At 68.4% G+C, this 17,039-nt stretch carries 15 protein-coding genes; 8 read left to right on the forward strand and 7 right to left on the reverse strand.

What is annotated here, in order from left to right:
• Positions 1 to 28: 28 nt before the first annotated feature.
• Positions 29 to 880: an alpha/beta fold hydrolase gene (locus JHC79_RS18040; protein WP_296393380.1), complete on the forward strand. Its 852-nt coding sequence runs from the start codon at positions 29 to 31 to the stop codon at positions 878 to 880.
• A gap of 20 nt (positions 881 to 900) precedes the next feature.
• Here JHC79_RS18040 and JHC79_RS18045 read toward each other — a convergent pair whose 3' ends face one another.
• Positions 901 to 1,587: a GAF and ANTAR domain-containing protein gene (locus JHC79_RS18045; RefSeq protein WP_296393401.1), complete on the reverse strand. Its 687-nt coding sequence runs from the start codon at positions 1,585 to 1,587 to the stop codon at positions 901 to 903.
• Positions 1,588 to 2,002: 415 nt separating this feature from the next.
• On the opposite strand from JHC79_RS18045, the gene JHC79_RS18050 reads away from it, so the two are divergent.
• Complete coding sequence (locus JHC79_RS18050; protein ID WP_296393403.1) at positions 2,003 to 2,821, forward strand: L,D-transpeptidase; 819 nt, start codon at positions 2,003 to 2,005, stop codon at positions 2,819 to 2,821.
• A gap of 36 nt (positions 2,822 to 2,857) precedes the next feature.
• Here JHC79_RS18050 and JHC79_RS18055 read toward each other — a convergent pair whose 3' ends face one another.
• From JHC79_RS18055 to JHC79_RS18065, 3 genes are read right to left on the reverse strand one after another with little or no spacing between them, the layout of a single operon-like run.
• Positions 2,858 to 4,858: a M13-type metalloendopeptidase gene (locus tag JHC79_RS18055; RefSeq protein WP_296393381.1), complete on the reverse strand. Its 2,001-nt coding sequence runs from the start codon at positions 4,856 to 4,858 to the stop codon at positions 2,858 to 2,860.
• A 31-nt stretch (positions 4,859 to 4,889) separates the two neighbouring features.
• A complete protein-coding gene (locus tag JHC79_RS18060; RefSeq protein ID WP_296393382.1) occupies positions 4,890 to 5,657 on the reverse strand; it encodes a pirin-like bicupin family protein in 768 nt (255 codons plus the stop codon).
• 5 nt (positions 5,658 to 5,662) lie between these two features.
• Positions 5,663 to 5,932: a metal-sensitive transcriptional regulator gene (locus JHC79_RS18065; RefSeq protein WP_253661356.1), complete on the reverse strand. Its 270-nt coding sequence runs from the start codon at positions 5,930 to 5,932 to the stop codon at positions 5,663 to 5,665.
• 228 nt (positions 5,933 to 6,160) lie between these two features.
• On the opposite strand from JHC79_RS18065, the gene JHC79_RS18070 reads away from it, so the two are divergent.
• Together JHC79_RS18070 and JHC79_RS18075 are read left to right on the forward strand one after the other, a co-directional pair.
• On the forward strand, positions 6,161 to 7,798 hold the full coding sequence (locus JHC79_RS18070; protein ID WP_296393385.1) for an NTF2-like N-terminal transpeptidase domain-containing protein: 1,638 nt from the start codon (positions 6,161 to 6,163) through the stop codon (positions 7,796 to 7,798).
• Positions 7,799 to 7,895: 97 nt separating this feature from the next.
• Positions 7,896 to 9,110: an alpha/beta hydrolase fold domain-containing protein gene (locus JHC79_RS18075; RefSeq protein ID WP_296393387.1), complete on the forward strand. Its 1,215-nt coding sequence runs from the start codon at positions 7,896 to 7,898 to the stop codon at positions 9,108 to 9,110.
• On the opposite strand, the gene JHC79_RS18080 is transcribed toward JHC79_RS18075, so the two are convergent.
• The 3 genes from JHC79_RS18080 to JHC79_RS18090 are packed head-to-tail and all read right to left on the reverse strand — an operon-like array spanning position 9,039 to position 12,369.
• Positions 9,039 to 10,682 (reverse strand): ATP-binding cassette domain-containing protein, encoded by a 1,644-nt coding sequence (locus tag JHC79_RS18080; protein WP_296393390.1) that lies wholly within the window; start codon positions 10,680 to 10,682, stop codon positions 9,039 to 9,041. The genes JHC79_RS18075 and JHC79_RS18080 overlap by 72 nt on opposite strands.
• Positions 10,683 to 10,693: 11 nt before the next feature.
• Positions 10,694 to 11,131 (reverse strand): DUF3054 domain-containing protein, encoded by a 438-nt coding sequence (locus JHC79_RS18085; RefSeq protein WP_296393391.1) that lies wholly within the window; start codon positions 11,129 to 11,131, stop codon positions 10,694 to 10,696.
• 29 nt (positions 11,132 to 11,160) lie between these two features.
• Entirely contained in the window at positions 11,161 to 12,369 is a 1,209-nt protein-coding gene (locus tag JHC79_RS18090) for a YbhN family protein (RefSeq protein ID WP_296393392.1), read from the reverse strand.
• 166 nt (positions 12,370 to 12,535) lie between these two features.
• On the opposite strand from JHC79_RS18090, the gene JHC79_RS18095 reads away from it, so the two are divergent.
• From JHC79_RS18095 to JHC79_RS18110, 4 genes are all read left to right on the forward strand, one after another.
• Entirely contained in the window at positions 12,536 to 13,777 is a 1,242-nt protein-coding gene (locus tag JHC79_RS18095; protein WP_296393405.1) for an AI-2E family transporter, read from the forward strand.
• An 11-nt stretch (positions 13,778 to 13,788) separates the two neighbouring features.
• Positions 13,789 to 14,985 (forward strand): DUF5931 domain-containing protein, encoded by a 1,197-nt coding sequence (locus JHC79_RS18100; RefSeq protein WP_296393394.1) that lies wholly within the window; start codon positions 13,789 to 13,791, stop codon positions 14,983 to 14,985.
• 121 nt (positions 14,986 to 15,106) lie between these two features.
• The gene (locus JHC79_RS18105) at positions 15,107 to 15,736 is read left to right on the forward strand and encodes a response regulator transcription factor (protein WP_296393396.1); all 630 of its coding nucleotides are present in this window, start codon (positions 15,107 to 15,109) and stop codon (positions 15,734 to 15,736) included.
• A gap of 193 nt (positions 15,737 to 15,929) precedes the next feature.
• A partial coding sequence (locus tag JHC79_RS18110; RefSeq protein ID WP_296393398.1) for a DUF2339 domain-containing protein occupies positions 15,930 to 17,039 on the forward strand: 1,110 nt, incomplete at its 3' end.

Below are 17,039 nucleotides of genomic sequence, written 5' to 3' on the forward strand. Positions count from 1 at the left end.
AACTGAAACACGTTCTAGTCTGTCGGGTGTGGACGTGACATTCGAGGACACCGCACGGGAACTGACCACCGACAACGGCGTGCTGCGCTACCACGAGGCCGGCGAGGGGCCGCCGCTGATCCTGTTGCACGGGTCCGGTCCCGGTGTCACCGGGTGGCGCAACTACCGCGGAAACCTGGGCACCTTCGCCGAGCATCACCACTGCTACGTCCTGGAGTTCCCCGGCTTCGGGGTGAGCGACGCCTGGGGCGGGATGCCGGTGCTCGACGCGGGCAAGTCGGTCAACGTCTTCATGAAGGCGCTGGGCATCGACTCCGCCGCGTTCATCGGCAACTCGATGGGCGGCGTGGTCGGGGTCAACCTCGCCATCCGCAAGCCCGCGTTGGTGTCGAAGCTGGTGACCATCGGCGGCGTCGGCGCCAACCTTTTCAGTCCGCAGCCCACCGAGGGGCTACAGCTCCTGCAGGAGTTCGCCGACGCCCCCGACAAGGACAAGTTGGTGCGCTGGTTGCGTGGCATGGTCTTTGACAAGGCGCTGGTGACCGAGGAGCTGATCGCCGAGCGCTGGGAGGCGGCGAACAATCCCGACGCGCTCGAGACCGGACGATCGATGTACGGTTCGGCGGCGTTCGAGATGCAGCAGCAGTTCATGGCGTCGTCCGACACCCCGCCCTACTGGTCGATGCTGCACAAGGTCGCCTGCCCGACCCTGCTGACCTGGGGGCGCGACGACCGAGTCAGCCCGCCGGACATGGCGTTGCTGCCGATGCGAACCATTCCTGACGCCGAGCTACACGTGTTCCCACGGTGCGGGCACTGGGTCATGATCGAGGCCAAGGCCGCGTTCGAGAGCGCCGTGCTGGCGTTCCTCGGCCGCTGAGAGGGCAGATCCTGGATCGGTTATTCGCCGGGGCCGGCGTCGACGACCTGTAGGGCCACGTCGGCCAGCTTGGTGTTCGAGTCCTGCGAGAGCCGGGCGAGGAGCCGGAACGCCTCGTCGGAGTTGAGGGCGTAGCGCTCCATCAACATGCCCTTGGCCTGTCCGATGATGTCGCGGTTGGTCAGGGCGGCACGGATCTGTTCCTTCTCCCGCACCGCGGAGAACGCGATCGCGGCGTGCGCCGCGAACAGGCTGCCGATCGACCGGGAGTCGTCGTCGTAGGCGTCGACCTGGGTGGAGTGCAGATTCAGTGCGCCGAAGTTGTCGCCCTCGACGTAGAGGCAGAAGCACAGCATCGACCGGATCCCGAGGTCGGCCGCCGCCCTGGAGAACGCGGGCCACCGATCCTCGGACCGCATGTCGCTGATCCAGACCGTGTCGGAGTCGAGTGCGGAACGGATGCACGGACCCTCGCGGAGCTCCGCCTGCAGCCGATCGGATTCCCGGGCGAGATCGCCGATGAGTACCGGGCTCTCCACGGTGGCGTCCCCGGTGACCAGCGTGATGCTGGCGTACTCAGCACCGGGGATGGACTCGACGGCCGAGAGGCTGATGGCACGGAGGATGGTCTCGGTGTCCTTGCTCTCCGACCGGAGGCGACGGGCGATGTCGGCCATCTGGGCAGGTAGGGCCGCGATCGGCGTCACGTCGGCCGCACGCGGCGTCTGGGCCAGGACACCGGCGTCGGCGACTTCACCGTTGGATTCGGCAATGGTCTCCATGATGGTTCCCCCTGCGGTCTTTTCCGCGACTTCCTGACTCAACTGATCCATCTCATCTACTGTTCGTTCCAGGCGCACGGCCACTTTCAACGGTGACCGCGCTGCCAACGAAGTCAATGGTGAGAGTGTAGCCAGCGCGCCGGGCCCGTGGCCGGGTGATCGGATAATGGCGACGCCGATGACACAAGTCGACCCCGAGACCACGCGGGCCGCCCGCCTGGCCTGCAGCTTCACCGCTCCGTGGCCGCTACACCGAGGTGACCCGATGACCAATTCCAGCCTGACCCCATGGCGCAGGACGGTCCATGCGGCCGCGGCAATCGCCCTCACGACCGCGGCGATGACCACCATCCCGTCGGTGTCCGCAGATCCCCTGTGGCCCGGCGGTCCGGACATCCCGGGCGTATCGGTCCCCGGTGTGTCGGCGAGCCCGCCTCCGGTGGGTCGCGCCAACTTCTCGATCCCCACGTTCACGCCCGCCGACGGCGCGACCGTGGGTATCGCGCAACCCGTCATCCTGACCTTCGACGACGCGATCGACGACCGCGAGGCCGCGCAACGTGCCATCCGTGTGACCACTCGTCCGGTGGTGGCGGGTCACCTCTATTGGACGGGCAACAGGCAGGTGCGGTGGAAGCCGGACGGCGGACTGTGGCCCGCCCACACCCGGGTGACCGTCGAGGCAGGCAAGACGAGGTCGTCGTTCACCATCGGTGACGCATGGGTCGCGACGGCCGACGACAACACGCACACCGTGACCGTCACCGTGAACGGGGCGGTGGTGCGGACGATGCCGACATCGATGGGCAGCAACGCCCACCCCACGCCCAACGGCACCTACACCGTCGGCGAACGCTTCCGGGACATGTACATGGACAGCTCGACATACGGCGTGCCGGTGGACTCACCCGACGGATACCGCACCTACGTCGAGTACGCGACCCGCATCTCCGACGGCGGCATCTTCGTCCACGCCGCGCCGTGGTCGGTTGCGCAGCAGGGCAAGTCGAACACCAGCCACGGCTGCCTGAACGTCAGCCTCGCCGACGGCGAGTGGTTCTTCGACAACGCCCCGACGGGTGCGCCGGTCATCGTGCGCAACACCGTCGGCGGTCGTGCCGACCCCGGCGACGGACTCACCGACTTCAGCGTGACCTGACGACCATGTCCCCGCCGGGTCGGTGAACCGCGTGCCTCACCAGATGTGAACGCGCTGCGACTCCTCGAGGTACAGCGCGTCTCCGGGGGAGACGTCGAACGCGTCGTAGAAGGCGTCGATGTTGCGGATGACGCCGTTGCACCGGAATTCCGGCGGCGAATGCGGGTCGATGGACAGCCGTCGGATCGCCTCGGCCTCACGGGTCTTGGTGCGCCACACCTGCGCCCACCCGAAGAACACCCGCTGCAGCCCGGTCAGGCCGTCGATCACCGGCGGCTCGGCGTCTTCGGTGGCGATCCGGTAGGCGGCCAGCGAGATGGACAGCCCGCCCAGGTCGCCGATGTTCTCGCCGATGGTGAATTCGCCGTTGACCGAGTACTTCTCGTCCAAACCCTTCGGTGTGAAGGTGTTGTACTGGTCGATCAGGGCCTTGGTGCGCTTGCCGAACTCGGTGCGGTCGGAGTCGGTCCACCAGTCGACGAGGTTGCCGTCGCCGTCGTACTTCGCGCCCTGGTCGTCGAAGCCGTGACCGATCTCGTGGCCGATCACCGCCCCGATCCCGCCGTAGTTGGCGGCGTCGTCGGCGTCGGGGTCGAAGAACGGCGGTTGCAGGATCGCGGCCGGGAAGACGATCTCGTTCATGCCGGGGTTCATGTACGCGTTGACCGTCTGCGGTGTCATGAACCACTCATCGCGATCGACCGGCGTCCCAATTTTTGCCAGCTCTCGGTCCTGCTCGAATGCGTTGGCGCGGGCCACGTTCCCGATCAGGTCGGCGCGGTCGATGTCGAGGCCGTCGTAGTCACGCCAGGTGTCCGGGTAGCCGACCTTCGGCGTGAACTTGTCGAGCTTGGCCAGCGCCTTCTCGCGCGTCTCCGAACTCATCCAGTCCAGATCGGAGATGTTACGGCGGTACGCCTCGACCAGGTTGGCGATCAACTCGTCGATGCGAGCTTTGGCGGTCGGCGGGAAGTGCTTGTCCACGTACAGCTTCCCGACCGCGAACCCCAGGGCGCCCTCGACGAGGCCGACGCCACGCTTCCAGCGTTCGCGCATCGCGGGGGTGCCGGACAGGTTCCGGCCGTAGAAGTCGAAGTTCTCCTCCACGACCTCGCCGGACAGGTACGGCGCGGCCGAGTGCAGCAGTCGCCACTGCGCCCACACGATCCACTCGGCCAGGTCCCGCTCGGTGAACAGGGCGCCCACCCCGGAGATGAAGGAGGGCTGGCCGACCACGATCTCGGCGAAGGCGGCGTCGTCGGCACCCAGTCCACGCAACCACGCGGCGATGTCGAAACCGCCTGCCTCGGACGTCACCTCGGCCAGCGTGCGCAGATTGTAGGAGAGCTCGGCGTCGCGTCGACGGACCACGTCCCAGTGGTGACCGGCGATTGCGGTCTCGAGGGACATGACGGTCTGCGCGCGCTGCTCGGAGTCATCGAAACCGGCCAGCGCAAACATCTTTCGCACGTGCTCGACGTACTGCTCGCGGGTCTGCGCGTGCTTCTCGTCGTGGTAGTACGACTCATCGGGCAGCCCGATACCGGACTGCGTCAGGTGCACGACGTAGCGGTCGGACTTCTTGGAGTCGGTGTCGACGTAGAAGCCGATCGCGCCACCGGTGCCGGTGCGCTGCAGGCCCCCGATGACGCCGGCCAGCTCGCCCACCGAACCGACCGCGGCGATGCGGTCGAGGTCTGCGCGGATCGGGTCGATGCCGAGGGCGTCGGCGCGCTCGGAGTCCATGAAGCTCGCGTACAGGTCGCCGATCCGCGCGGCGTCGGTGCCGGGGGTGGCATCGGACTCGGCGCACTCGACGACCAGATCGCGCACGTTCTCCTCGGCCGCGTCGCGCAGGGCGAGGAACGATCCGTCCAGCGGACGGTCGTCGGGGATCGCGTGGTCGCGGATCCAGACGCCGTTCACGTGCTCGAACAGGTCGTCCTGGGCGCGCACCGATTCGTCGACCCACTCGAGGTCGATGCCCGAGGGCGGTGTGGAACCGGTGGCGTTGGCAGTGTCAGTCGCTGAGGTCACCCGACCATCCTGGCACCGGATCCGCGATCCGTCAGGTGCCGGTCATCTGATCGGTGAGCCCGCGGTGCATCTCCCACACCATGATCTCCGCGTCCGACGTCGCGGTGACCGACTCCGTGCCGTGGTCGGTGAACCGGGCGGTGTCGCCGGTCGTGAGCGGCGTCCCGTCGCCGAGTCGGATCTCGCCGGTCACGACGAACAGGTGCACGAACCGTGCGACCGGTAGCGCAGCCGACGCGGCTGCGGTCAGACGTCCGATGTGCAGCGATGCGTCCCGGTTCCCGATGTCGACCGCCGCGCCGCGACCCGGGTCGCCCGATGCGACGAGGACCAACCCGCCCGCATCGAGTTCGGTGGTCACGTCGTGCTGCTGGTACCCCGGCTCACCACCCGGACGATCGGGGATCACCCAGCTCTGCACGAGGTGCGCGGACGCTGTTCCCGCGCCCGGCCTCTCGGGCCAGGGATCGTTGCGTTCGGTGTGCGCCGTGCCCGAGCCGGCGCTCATCCGTTGAACCAGACCGGGGTGCAGGACCCCGGCGTGCCCAGCGGAGTCCGAGTGCACCATCGTCCCCGAGACCACCCACGTCAGCACCTCCATGTCGCGGTGCCGGTGGGTGTCGAAACCCGCGCCGGGTGCGACGACGTCCTCGTTGAACGCCATCAACACGCCGTGGTGGGTGTTGTCCGGGTCGTAGTGGTCTCCGAACGAGAAGCTGTGGCGGGACTCGAGCCAGTCCGTGGTGGTCCGGGCGCGCTCCTCCGAGCGGATGACACGGCACGACGACGTGGCGTCCATGCGTCTCAGGCCAGCGCGAGGAAGAGCTTCTCCAACTCCGCCTCGGTCAGTGGTTCGGAGTTGTCGGCCGCGTCGCCGGTGATGCACTCCCGCAGGCCGGTGGCCACGATCTTGAAGCCGGCCTTGTCCAGCGCGCGCGAGACCGCGGCGAGCTGGGTCACGACGTCTTTGCAGTTGCGGCCGTTCTCGATCATCGAGATGACGCCGGCGAGTTGGCCGTGCGCCCGGCGGAGGCGGTTGAGTACGAGCGCCTGGGTTTCGTCGTCACCGGTCATCAGCAGATCCCTTCCGTACGGTCACCCCCAGGCTAGTACCCCTGGGGGCATGCGATCGGGGAGCGAGGTCGGCGATCGCGGAGGGATGGTCTGACACCACATCTGGTGTCAAGCCTCGACCGTGCCCATACGTGCATTTGCCCTGGTTATGCGTTCGTGACGGGACTGTAAGCGAATCGGGAACACCAACGGTGTCATTCGTGATGTGACCAGAGTGAAATGAGGGACGTGAATGTGGCAGTGTCCGGTCGCGCGCGTATCGCCGCGGCCTCAGTGGTCAGTGGTGTTCTCGTGCTGGCGTCGTGCGGGGTGTTCACCGACGCACCCAAGACCGAGTCGGCGCGCATGCTCGACACGTTCGCCGCCGCTCTCGGTGCGCAGGACGCCTCGCGAGCAGCGCAGCTGACGTCGGCGCCCGGCCAGGCGGCCGAGCAGATCGGCGCGACCCTGTCCGGGATGCATGCCGCGACGGTGTCGGTGAAGGTCACCGACCCGGTGGAGTACTCCGACCACACCGCGACCTACAACCTCACCACGCGCTACGTCATGGGCAAGGACCGTGAGTACACGACGCAGACGTCGGGAACCGCGCGGAAGCTGACGTCCGGGTGGCGTGTGCAGTGGGAACCGACGCTGCTTGCCTCGGGGATGCAGGCCGGTGGTCACCTGGCCACCGTTCGCACCGACGCCACTCCCGCCCCGGCGGTCCGCGACGGTGCCGACCGCCGCTGGATGGCGCTGCAGCCGGTCAACGACATCGTCATCGACCCGTCGACGACACCGGACCTCGCGCGGACGACCCTCGATCTCGCCAGGGTCATCGCCCCCATCGCCCCTCTGATCACCCCCCGGGTGATCTCCGATCGACTCGCCGCCGCCCCGGGCAAGCCGGTCACCGTGGTGTCGCTGCGCGACTCGGACATGACGGTCCTCGCGGGTGACCCGAACCGTGTCGCCGGCGTCGACGTCGACAAGACCTCGGCCCTGCTGGTCACCGACCGTCGCATCACCTCACCGCTGACGGCGGGAACGACGAACTACTGGCAGGCCATCCGCGACGCGACCTCAGGGTGGGCGGTACAGATGGTCGCCCCGAACGGCGCGACCAACCGGCTCGCCGGCGCGCAGGGGCCTGCCTCGCCCGACGTGCGGACGACCCTCGACCCGGGAGTGCAACTGTCGCTCGTGGATTCGGTGGTCGAGGTGGCTCAGCCGGCCACGATGATGGTGCTCGACGCCCGGTCGGGCGCCATCCTCGCCGCCGCGGCCAATGACGCGGCCACCTCCGCCGGGATGTCGCTGACCACGTCGACCACGCCGGGCACCACGCTCGATCCGGTCATCGCGGCCATCGATTCCGCTGCGGGTGGCGACCGTGACGCGGCCGAGGAACAGCTGCACCGACTCGGCCTGGGTGTCGGCTACAAGATCCCCGGGGTCTCGATGCCGTTGTCGGGCAACGACACGACCGCCTCGGTGAGCGCCGCGTCGTACAACCCGAGCTCACTCACGGTCTCGCCGGTGTCGATGGGTGCACTGGGGGTCGCGATCGCCCGGTCGAGTTCGGTCGCACCGACCTTCGTTCGCGGGGTCGGCACGACCGTGACCGGCGGTGATCTCGGACCGGTGGACGCGAAGGTGGCCTCGGCCATCGGCGCCGCGATGCGCAAGACGGCGACGAGCGGCGACGCCAGCGACCTGACCGGAGCGCCGGGGCTACGCGCTCTGGTCGGGACGAACGGCCCCCAGGGTCCGGGCTGGTTCGTGGGAATCGACGGCGGCAAGGTCCTCGTGGTCCATTGCGCCGGCGAGCGATCGGGCACCGCAGCACTGCAGGTCGTCCAGAAGTACCTGCGCGTCCGCTGATCGGATTCACGAGGGTCCGCCACGGACCGAGAGCCCGGCCCCGCCATGGTGCCCTCGGGTTTGACCGGTGGTGACCCTTTCACGACATCATGTGCTCATGCGTAAATTCTCCAGGATCCTCGCGGCCGTCCTCGGCGTTGTGGTGATGCTCTACACGGTGGTCGCGCAGCTCCTCGCGCTGACACCGGTGCCGTGGATGGCATGGATCCTGCAGGCCGGCTTCTTCCAGACGGTGTTCCTCGCGATCGGCACCCTGCGGGACAGCCTGGGCATGTACAACGTGCTCCTGGCGCTGATCTCGGTCGCTCTGATCATGCGTACGGTCCGGCCGAGACGCATGCGTCCGGACGGGCTGAGCCGGCGGCGAACGATCACCGCCGGGTTCGCCGGGTTCGGCCTCATCGCCTCGGTCGTCACCTGCATCGTCGTCGGCGTGGGTGTCGCACAGGCCGGCGCGGGATTCGCGTTCTTCACGCCCCTGGCCCCCGGCGGTGACCTCGGTGCGACGGCCGATCGCCGCGTCGTGACCGGTTCACCGGATGGGACGACACTGCACGCCGATCTCTACCAGCCGAATTCGCGCCCGGGACCGCACCCGGTCGTGGTGTTCGTGCACGGCGGCGCTTTCGTGGCCGGCAAGCCGGGGCCGAATCCCTACAACCGCTATCTCGCCGATCACGGGTACGCAGTGCTCGATGTGGAGTTCCGCCTCGCGTCGGACACGGTCCACAACTGGGACACGCAGGTCGGTGACGTCGGCTGCGCCCTGACGTGGCTCACCCGCAACGGTGCCGCCGCGGGGCTCGACACCGACCGCGTCGTGATGTTCGGGGAGTCCTCGGGTGGCAACCTGGCCATCAATGCCGCCTACATGACGGCGTCGAAGACGCTGGACCCCACCTGCGGTCGTCCCGATGAGTTGCCGAAGATCGTCGCAGCGGTCGGTGGGTACCCGGCCGTTGATCTGACCACGGCATACGCGGACTCGGCCATCGGCAAGACCGTCGGTCAACAGTTCATCGGGGGATCACCCGAACAGTTCCCCGAGCGCTACCGCTTCGTCGATTCCGCGAACCACATCACGCCGCAGTCGCCGCCGACATTGATAGTGCAGGGCGGTGCCGACCATCTGGTCCTCGCAGCGCCGGTCGAACGTTTCGCCGACAAGGTCCGCGCCGCAGGTGTTCCGACCCGCTACGTCGAGCTACCCGCTCTGGAGCACGGCATCGGGGACACATCCTCAACGGGTACCGCGGGCACCATCACCCTGCGCCATGCCCTTCTGGACTGGCTCGGTAGATACGCCCGGTGACGTCGACAGACCGTCGAGGTCGATGACCCGGGTGACGTCCAGGTCGTCGACGAAGTGGTCGTCGTGGCTGACGACGACGAGCGCGCCGCGGAAGTCGCCCAGAGCCTGCGCGAGGTGATCGCGGGTGACGATGTCGACGTTGTTCGTCGGTTCGTCGAGGATCAACAGACGAGGGGCCGGATCGGCGAGCAGGACCGCCGACAGCGCCGCGCGTACGCGTTCCCCGCCGGACAGGTCGCGGACCGGACGGTCGGCGCCATCGGCGCGGAACAGCATGCGGGCCAGACCTGCTCGGCGCTGCTGTGTGGTCGAGGACGGGCTCGAGGCGGCGACCAGGTCGTAGGGCGAGGCGCCCGGGTCGAGGCCGTCGAGCACCTGCGGGAGATAGCCGACGGACACCTCGGGTGGGGCCGCGAGCACGGCCCGGATGAGTGTCGTCTTGCCCGCGCCGTTGCGACCACGCAGGTGGATGCGCTCCGGTCCGACGATCGACATGTCGATCTCACCCGTGGGCAGGGCGAGACGCCGCGGGGCCAGTACCACCTGTCCGGGATGGACGACGGTGTCGGGGAGTTCGACCCGTATCTCACGGTCGTCGCGGATCGCGTCCGCGGCGGCACCGGCCTGAGCACGTGCCTCGTCCAGCCGGCGCTGATGGCCACCGGTCAGCTTCCCGGCCGCCTCCTGCGCGAACCGCTTGCGCTGGTTCATCACGATCTTCGGCTCGCGCTTCTGCTCATTCATCTTCCGGCCGTACCGCTGCCGTCGTGCGATGACCGTCTGTGACGTGATCAGTTCCTTCTTCTGCTTGGCCGCATCGCTTTTCGCGTGTGCGAGCACCTCGTGTGCGCGGTCCTGTTCCGCGGTGACGACGTCGACGAAATCGGAATAGTTGCCCGTGACGACGCGGATGGCGCCGTCGCGGACCTCGGCGATCGCGTCGGCGTGCTCGAGGAGGTCGCGATCGTGGCTGACCGTCAGCACCTGACCTGGATGTCGTTCGATGGCGGAGAGGAGGAGACGGCGCGCTGCGGCGTCGAGATTGTTGGTCGGTTCGTCGAGGACGAGCAGTTGCGGGCCGGCGATGAGTGCGCCGATCAGGGCGATCAGGGTGGACTCACCACCGGACAGCTCGTCGACCACACGGGTCAGGTCGCCCGGTTCGGCGACCAGGTGCCCGAGCCCGAGTTGATCGAAGAGGGTCACCGCACGCTCATCGACGTCCCAGTTGCCCTCGGCGAGTTCATGATCGGCGTGGTCCGTGGACCCCGACTCGACCCGTGCCAGCGCGCCGCGGATCTCCGCGACACCGATGAGGTCGTCGATCCGTCGGCGGCGGTGCATCGAGATGTCCTGTGGCACATAGCCGACAGATGGTGGACGGTCGACGGACCCGGATGTTGGTGTCAGTTCACCGATGATCAGACGCATCAGTGTGGACTTGCCGCCGCCGTTGGCGCCGACGATCCCGACGTGGTGACCGCTCAGCGACACCGAGACGTCATCGAAGATCGGGCTGCCGTCCGGGAATCGAAAGCCCAGCGCGGACAGAGTCACCGATCGCGTGGACATGAGGGGCAATGCTAGGCAGCAGCGCGGCGCCTCGCGACCGATTTTCTGACCAGCCGCCAACCGATGAGGAACACGCCCAGGACGATGGTCGCGACGATGACGAAGCTGACCGCTATGCCCTGACCGAACTGATCACGCATCACCATGCCGATGATCAGGGTGGACAGCCAGATCACGACACCCTCGGGAAGAAGTCGCGACGGGCGGAAGTCCGGCTCGTCGAGGTCGCCGGATCGCAGATGCGAGACGAGATATCCGATGGCCCAGCCGAGGGCCGCACCGACCGCGAACGGCCAGAAGGTGGTGAAGATCCCGCCGACGCTCAGCCCGTCGTCGTGATTGAAGCGCCCGATGATGACGAACACGAGGATGGAGATCACGTCGTAGGCGCCGGCCTCGGCGGCCGGTCGGAGTCGGCGGCGGCGCGGGGCGGCAGACGGACGGCTCATGCGCACACGGTAGCCGCTCAGGGCCCCGGTCAGGTGCCGGACTCGGGCGGGTCCTGCCGACTGCTGGTCGGCGGGTCGGACCCCGACGCGGTGGCCGGACCGGGCTCATCGACGGTGTCGCGCGAGGTGTCGTGGTCCGGGTCGGCGTCGGCGTCGAGATCGGACTCCACGTCACCGATGGCCTGCCGGAACATGAAGAAGATGACCACCCAGCCGACGAGTGCCACCAGCAGGTAGCTGACCAGTCGGTAGACCAGCACGGCGGTGACGGCCTCGCCCGCACCCATGCCCGCCGAGGTGAGGGCCGGGACCAGGACCGCGTCGACCACGCCGAGTCCGCCGGGCAGCAGCGGGAACGCGGTGCCCACGGCCTTACCCGCGGCGTAGGCGACCGCCAGGCCGGAGATGGACGGTTCGCCGCCGACGGCGTAACAGGCGAACGCCAGGCAGGCGACGTCGGCGATCCAGTTGAACAACGACCAGGCGAACGCCTCGCCGGTGTGTCGACCGTTCAGCTGCACCGCACGCAACTGCTCGAGGATCTCGTGCCAGCGTTGTACGCCGTGATCCTCGGGCTTGTCGCGGAAGTGGTTCACCAGGTGCAGGAGTCGTGTCCCGAGGCCCTGGATCGATTCGGGGTGTCCGGCCACGTACTGCGCGGCGATGACGAAGGCGATGAAACCGCTGATCGAGAAGATCACCGAGAACGGGCTCGTCTTCGCGCCGGCGAGCAGCGCGCCGCCCAGACCGAGGACCGCGAGACCCACGCCCATCAGCAGACCCGACATCACGACCTGCCACGACGCGACGACCGGGCTCGCGCCCCACTTGCGGGTCTGGCGGTAGGTGAACGCGGGCGCGAGGACGTTGCCACCGGGCATCGTCTGACTGACCGAGTTGGCCGCGAGGACGACCGAGAGCGATTTGAGCTGCTTGACCTTGACCCCGGCCGAACGGAGCAGGGTGCGCTGCACCTGGGCGAAGCTGTCCATCGAGAACCCGGCGGCGACGATGCAGGCGAGGATCCACGGCCAGTTCAGGCGGTCCATGCTGTGCCATGCCTCTTCGAGCTTCGGCCAGACCAGGATCGCCTCGACGGTCAGGATGACGATGACGAGGGCGATGGCCACCCAGCGCAACCACCAGAAACGGCGCCGCCCGGGGGCCGCCGAGGGGACCGATGCCTCGTCGCCGAGATCGGTGGATTCATCGGCGGCGTCACTGTACTCGGCCGTCATGGACTCACACCCTATCGACCGGCCTGCCCAGTCGGGTGCACCGCGCCTGATTTCTCCGGTCTTGAGGAGCTGCGCTGCGGGCTAGTGTTGCGAGGTGACAGAGCGTAGATCGGGTATAGCGGCTGCCATCGGCGCCGCACGGAAACGGTCCGCGGGCGAGACCGCGATGGCCGAGTCCGACCGCGAGAAGGTCCACCCACTGGTGCGTGCGGCGGCCGAGTGGTCGTGGCGACTCATCGTCGTCGCGGTCGCTGTCTTCCTCCTCGCCACTCTCGCCAACCGCTACGAAGAGGTCATCGTCCCGGTGGCGCTGGCCATCCTCGGCACCGCCTTCCTGATCCCCTTGGTCGACTGGCTCGATCGTCACGGGGTCAATCGCGGAGTGGCGGTGGCGTTCACGCTCATCGTCTTCCTGGGCGCGGTCGGCGGGATCCTGACGTTCGTGGTGCAGCAGTTCATCGACGGACTGCCGGATCTGTCGACACAGGCGACCGAGTCGGTCAACTCCGTCAAGGACTGGTTGGTCAACGGCCCGCCCGGGCTCAAGCAGGCGCAGATCGACAGGGTCGGCGACGACATCATCGCGATGATCCAGCGCAACCAGGACAAGATCACCAGCGGCGCCATCGCGACCGCAGGTGTGGTCACCAAGATCGCGACCGCGGGCGTCCTGCTGCTGTTCCTGATGATCTTCTTCCTCTTCGGCGGCGGGCACGTCTGGGAGTTCACGACACGGCTCATCCCGTCGGGCAGCCGCCCGAAGGTGTTGGAGGCCGGTCGGGCCGGGTTCGGAACGCTGGTCGGCTACGTCCGGGCGACCGTCGCGGTGGCCCTCGTCGACGCGATCGGCATCGGCACCGGCCTGGCGATCCTGCAGGTCCCCCTCGCCCTCCCGTTGGCGTCCCTGGTCTTCATCGGCGCGTTCGTCCCCATCGTCGGTGCGCTGGTGACCGGTGGTCTCGCCGTGTTGGTCGCGCTCGTGACCAAGGGGTGGATCGCGGCGGTCATCGCCCTGGCCGTGGTCGTCGCAGTGATGCAGATCGAAAGCCATGTGCTCCAACCGTTCCTGCTCGGCCGGTCGGTGCGGTTGCACCCGGTGGCGGTGGTCCTGGGCATCGCGGCGGGCATCGTGTCGGCGGGGATCATCGGAGGGCTCCTCGCCGTCCCGCTCATCGCATTCCTCAACACCGCGGTGCGGTCGATGTACACGCAGACCGCTCAGGCGGCCGAGGCCGGGGACGACGAGGTGCAGGTGGGCATCTACGCCGCCAAGGCCGATCCGCCGACATGGGACTCCTCGGATGCCCCGGGTCTCAACGGCCCACCCGGCACCTCCGATGACGACGGGGCCGCCGATGCGGATCCCGACGACTCGGATCCACCGACTCGCCCCGACACGACCGCCTGACACCACCCGCCATGACAGCCGCCGATCGCACGAGCCTTCCGACCCGGCTTGCCCGGTTGGCCGATGCGGCGGCCGATGACGCCGTCGCGCCGCTGTGGCGTGCCGCCCAGGCGTTCCGACTGCTCAGTTACCTCTACGCGCTGGGGTTCCAGATCGCGGTGAACAACGATCTCGACCACCGCGCACTGGGCGCGACGCTGTTCGCGGTGCTCACCGTGTGGACGGGACTGTGCACGGTGGCCTACCTCGCCGGCTTCGGTCGACGTCGGGCGTGGGTGATCGCCGAGGTCGTAATCGTGTGCCTGCTCATGGTGGCCACGGTGTTCATCGCCTCCCCGGGGTGGCGGGAGGCGAACCAGTCGATCCCGACCACGCTGTGGGCGGCCAACGCCGTCATCTCCGCCGCGATCCAGCTCGGCGCGGTAGGTGGCGGCGTGGCCGCGGTCGCGGTGATCGTCTCCAGCACGGTCGCGAAGGGCTTCGTCAACGTCGACCTCGGTCGCAATGCGGCCGTGGTGATCCTGCTCGCGGTGGGGTTGGTGATCGGCATGGGCGCGGTGACCGCCCGGCGTGCCCAGGAACGTCTGGCCGAGGCCGCCCGGCTGACGGCGGCCACGGCCGAGCGGGACCGTCTGTCGCGACACGTCCATGACGGTGTCCTGCAGGTGTTGGCGCTCATCAGCCGTCGGGGACGCGAGATCGGCGGTCCGACTGCGGATCTCGCGGTGTTGGCCGCCGACCAGGAACGTGCGCTGCGGTCGTTGATCAGCGAGGCCGGGCCGTCCATCGCGACGGCCGCCGACGGCGCGAGTGATCTGTCGGCTTTGCTGCGTGCGCGGGCGTCCGATCACGTCACCGTCAGCGCCCCCGCCCACCCGGTGCTGTTGGATCCGCTGTGGGTGTCGGAACTGCTTGCCGCGGTGGACAACGCGCTGGACAATGTTGCGCATCACGCCGGTGCCGGGGCGAAAGCGTTCGTGCTGCTCGAAGATCTGTCGGATTCGGTGGTGGTGAGCGTGCGCGACGACGGTGTCGGGATAGCGCCCGGCCGACTACCCGAGGCGGTCGCCGATGGCCGGATGGGCATCTCGCAGTCCATCATCGGACGTATCGAGGCATTGGGCGGCACCGCCGTCCTCGACACCGGGCCGGACATGGGGACCGAGTGGGAGCTGACAGTGCCAGTAACAGGAGGGTCGCCGAAGTGAGGATCGAGCGTAGCGAGGCCCGGAGCGAGGCGGGCCCTCCTGTCAGAGTCACAGGAGGGTCGCCGAAGTGAGGATCGAGCGTAGCGAGGCCCGGAGCGAGGCGGGCCCTCCTGTCAAGATCATGGTTGTGGACGATCACCCGATCTGGCGGGAGGGTGTGGCGCGGGATCTGGCCGAGGACGGGTTCGACGTCGTCGCCACCGCCGACGGGGTGCGCGCGGCGGCCGCACGGGCAGCGGCCGTTCGACCGGACGTGGTTCTCATGGACATGCAGCTACCGGACGGGACCGGCGTCGACGCGACCCTCGCAGTGCTCGAGGTGTCGCCGACGACCAAGGTGTTGGTGTTGTCGGCGTCGGCCGAGCGTGATGATGTGCTCGCGGCGGTGAAGAGCGGCGCCAGTGGCTATCTCGTGAAGAGTGCGTCGCGGACCGAGCTGGTCGACGCCGTGGTGGCGACCGCGGACGGGCAGGCCGTGTTCACGCCCGGCCTTGCCGGTCTGGTGCTGGGGGAGTTCCGGCGCATCGCGGGTGACACGGGGCGCGACGAGCAGACGCCGGTGATCACCGAGCGCGAGACCGAGGTGCTACGCCTCGTCGCGAAGGGGCTCAGTGCCAGGCAGATCGCCACAAGGCTCGGACTGAGTCACCGCACCGTCGAGAACCATGTGCAGTCCACGTTGCGAAAGCTGCAGTTGGCCAACCGGGTCGAACTCACCCGATACGCCATCGAGCACGGTCTCGACGAGTAGTCACGCGCTCTGCCCGACATTCCCCGACCCTATGCGACTGAAATCGTCCGAATACAGGGTCGCCGAGGGCAATATGCCCTCGATGACGTCTATATCGGACGATTTCAGTGGCGGAACGCCCCGGAGAAGTCCCCAGGGTGAGTGAGTAGTCGTACTCATCTGCCGACGGGCGATCCTGGCGAGGATCGACGGCATGACCGAATCAGATGCTCGTCCCGCTCGCCCGGACTGGACCGTCCTGTCCCGGGTCTCGGCGGATTTCGAATCCCTGTCGCGCCAGATGGCGCAGATGTCGTCGCACCTCATCGAGATGCAGTCCACGATGACGGCCGTCCAGCCCACACCCACAACTGTCCCGACTCCGACTCCGGCGCCCACTGCTCCGCCGGCTCGGCAGGTCCCGCACCCCGCACCCCAGATGTACCCGCCGGATCTGCCGCACTGGATGCGGCCGGGTTCGGGCCTGGAGTCCCCGACAGGGCAGTTCCCGCCGCGACAGCATCCGACACAGCGGCCACCGATGCAGAACGTCCCCCCGCGGCCGATGCCGCCTCGCGCACCGATGCCGCAGTACCCGATGGGTCCGCGCCCACCGGCGCGACCGGGCCTGCTCAAGCGGGCTGCGTCGGCGGCCGACGGCCGCCTCGTCGGCGCGATCCTGGCAGCTGCCGGTGTCGCGGTGACCCTGGTCGGAGTGGTCCTGATGCTCGTGCTGGCTGCCCAGGCCGGCATCCTGCGCCCGGAGGTCCGGGTCGGGGCGGGGGCCGTCCTCGCCGGCCTCCTCGTCGCGACAGGCTGGCGGATGCACCGCCGCGCCGAGGGGCGGATCGGATCTCTCGCTCTCGCGGCGACGGGAATTGCCACCGCGTACCTCGACATCATCGCGGTCACCCGGATCTACGAGTGGCTACCGGCTGCTGCCGGACTCGCGATCGCCGCGGTGGTCGGTGGCGCCGGACTGGCCCTGGCACGCCGCTGGGAGTCCGAGTACCTCGCGCTCGGCGTGCTGGTCCCGCTGATCTTCCTGGCACCGTTCGTCGCCGACGGTGTGAACCTCACGCTCGTCGGCTTCATGCTCGCCCTGTCCGCGGTCACCCTGCCCGCACATCTCGGTACCGACTGGCTGTACCTGCACGTCGTGCGGGTCGTCGCCGGGACCATCTGGCTCGTACCGGCCACCGCCCTCGCGGGCACGGCATCCGGTGCGGACATGTGGCTGCTGGCCGGCGCCTGCGCCGTCAACGCCGCCCTCACGCTCGGCTCCACCGTTGTGGTGTTGCCGCGCCTGAACACCCGTGTCGCG

Source organism: Williamsia sp. (assembly GCF_016462415.1).
Taxonomy (GTDB): domain Bacteria; phylum Actinomycetota; class Actinomycetes; order Mycobacteriales; family Mycobacteriaceae; genus Williamsia_A.

Coding starts and splice junctions, on each gene's coding strand:
- JHC79_RS18105 (WP_296393396.1), top strand. CDS start 15,107: ATGGTTGTGGACGATCACCCGATCTGGCGGGAGGGTGTGGCGCGGGAT.
- JHC79_RS18050 (WP_296393403.1), top strand. CDS start 2,003: ATGACCACCATCCCGTCGGTGTCCGCAGATCCCCTGTGGCCCGGCGGT.
- JHC79_RS18090 (WP_296393392.1), bottom strand. CDS start 12,369: ATGACGGCCGAGTACAGTGACGCCGCCGATGAATCCACCGATCTCGGC.
- JHC79_RS18100 (WP_296393394.1), top strand. CDS start 13,789: ATGACAGCCGCCGATCGCACGAGCCTTCCGACCCGGCTTGCCCGGTTG.
- JHC79_RS18095 (WP_296393405.1), top strand. CDS start 12,536: ATGGCCGAGTCCGACCGCGAGAAGGTCCACCCACTGGTGCGTGCGGCG.
- JHC79_RS18065 (WP_253661356.1), bottom strand. CDS start 5,932: ATGACCGGTGACGACGAAACCCAGGCGCTCGTACTCAACCGCCTCCGC.
- JHC79_RS18080 (WP_296393390.1), bottom strand. CDS start 10,682: ATGTCCACGCGATCGGTGACTCTGTCCGCGCTGGGCTTTCGATTCCCG.
- JHC79_RS18060 (WP_296393382.1), bottom strand. CDS start 5,657: ATGGACGCCACGTCGTCGTGCCGTGTCATCCGCTCGGAGGAGCGCGCC.
- JHC79_RS18085 (WP_296393391.1), bottom strand. CDS start 11,131: ATGAGCCGTCCGTCTGCCGCCCCGCGCCGCCGCCGACTCCGACCGGCC.
- JHC79_RS18075 (WP_296393387.1), top strand. CDS start 7,896: ATGCGTAAATTCTCCAGGATCCTCGCGGCCGTCCTCGGCGTTGTGGTG.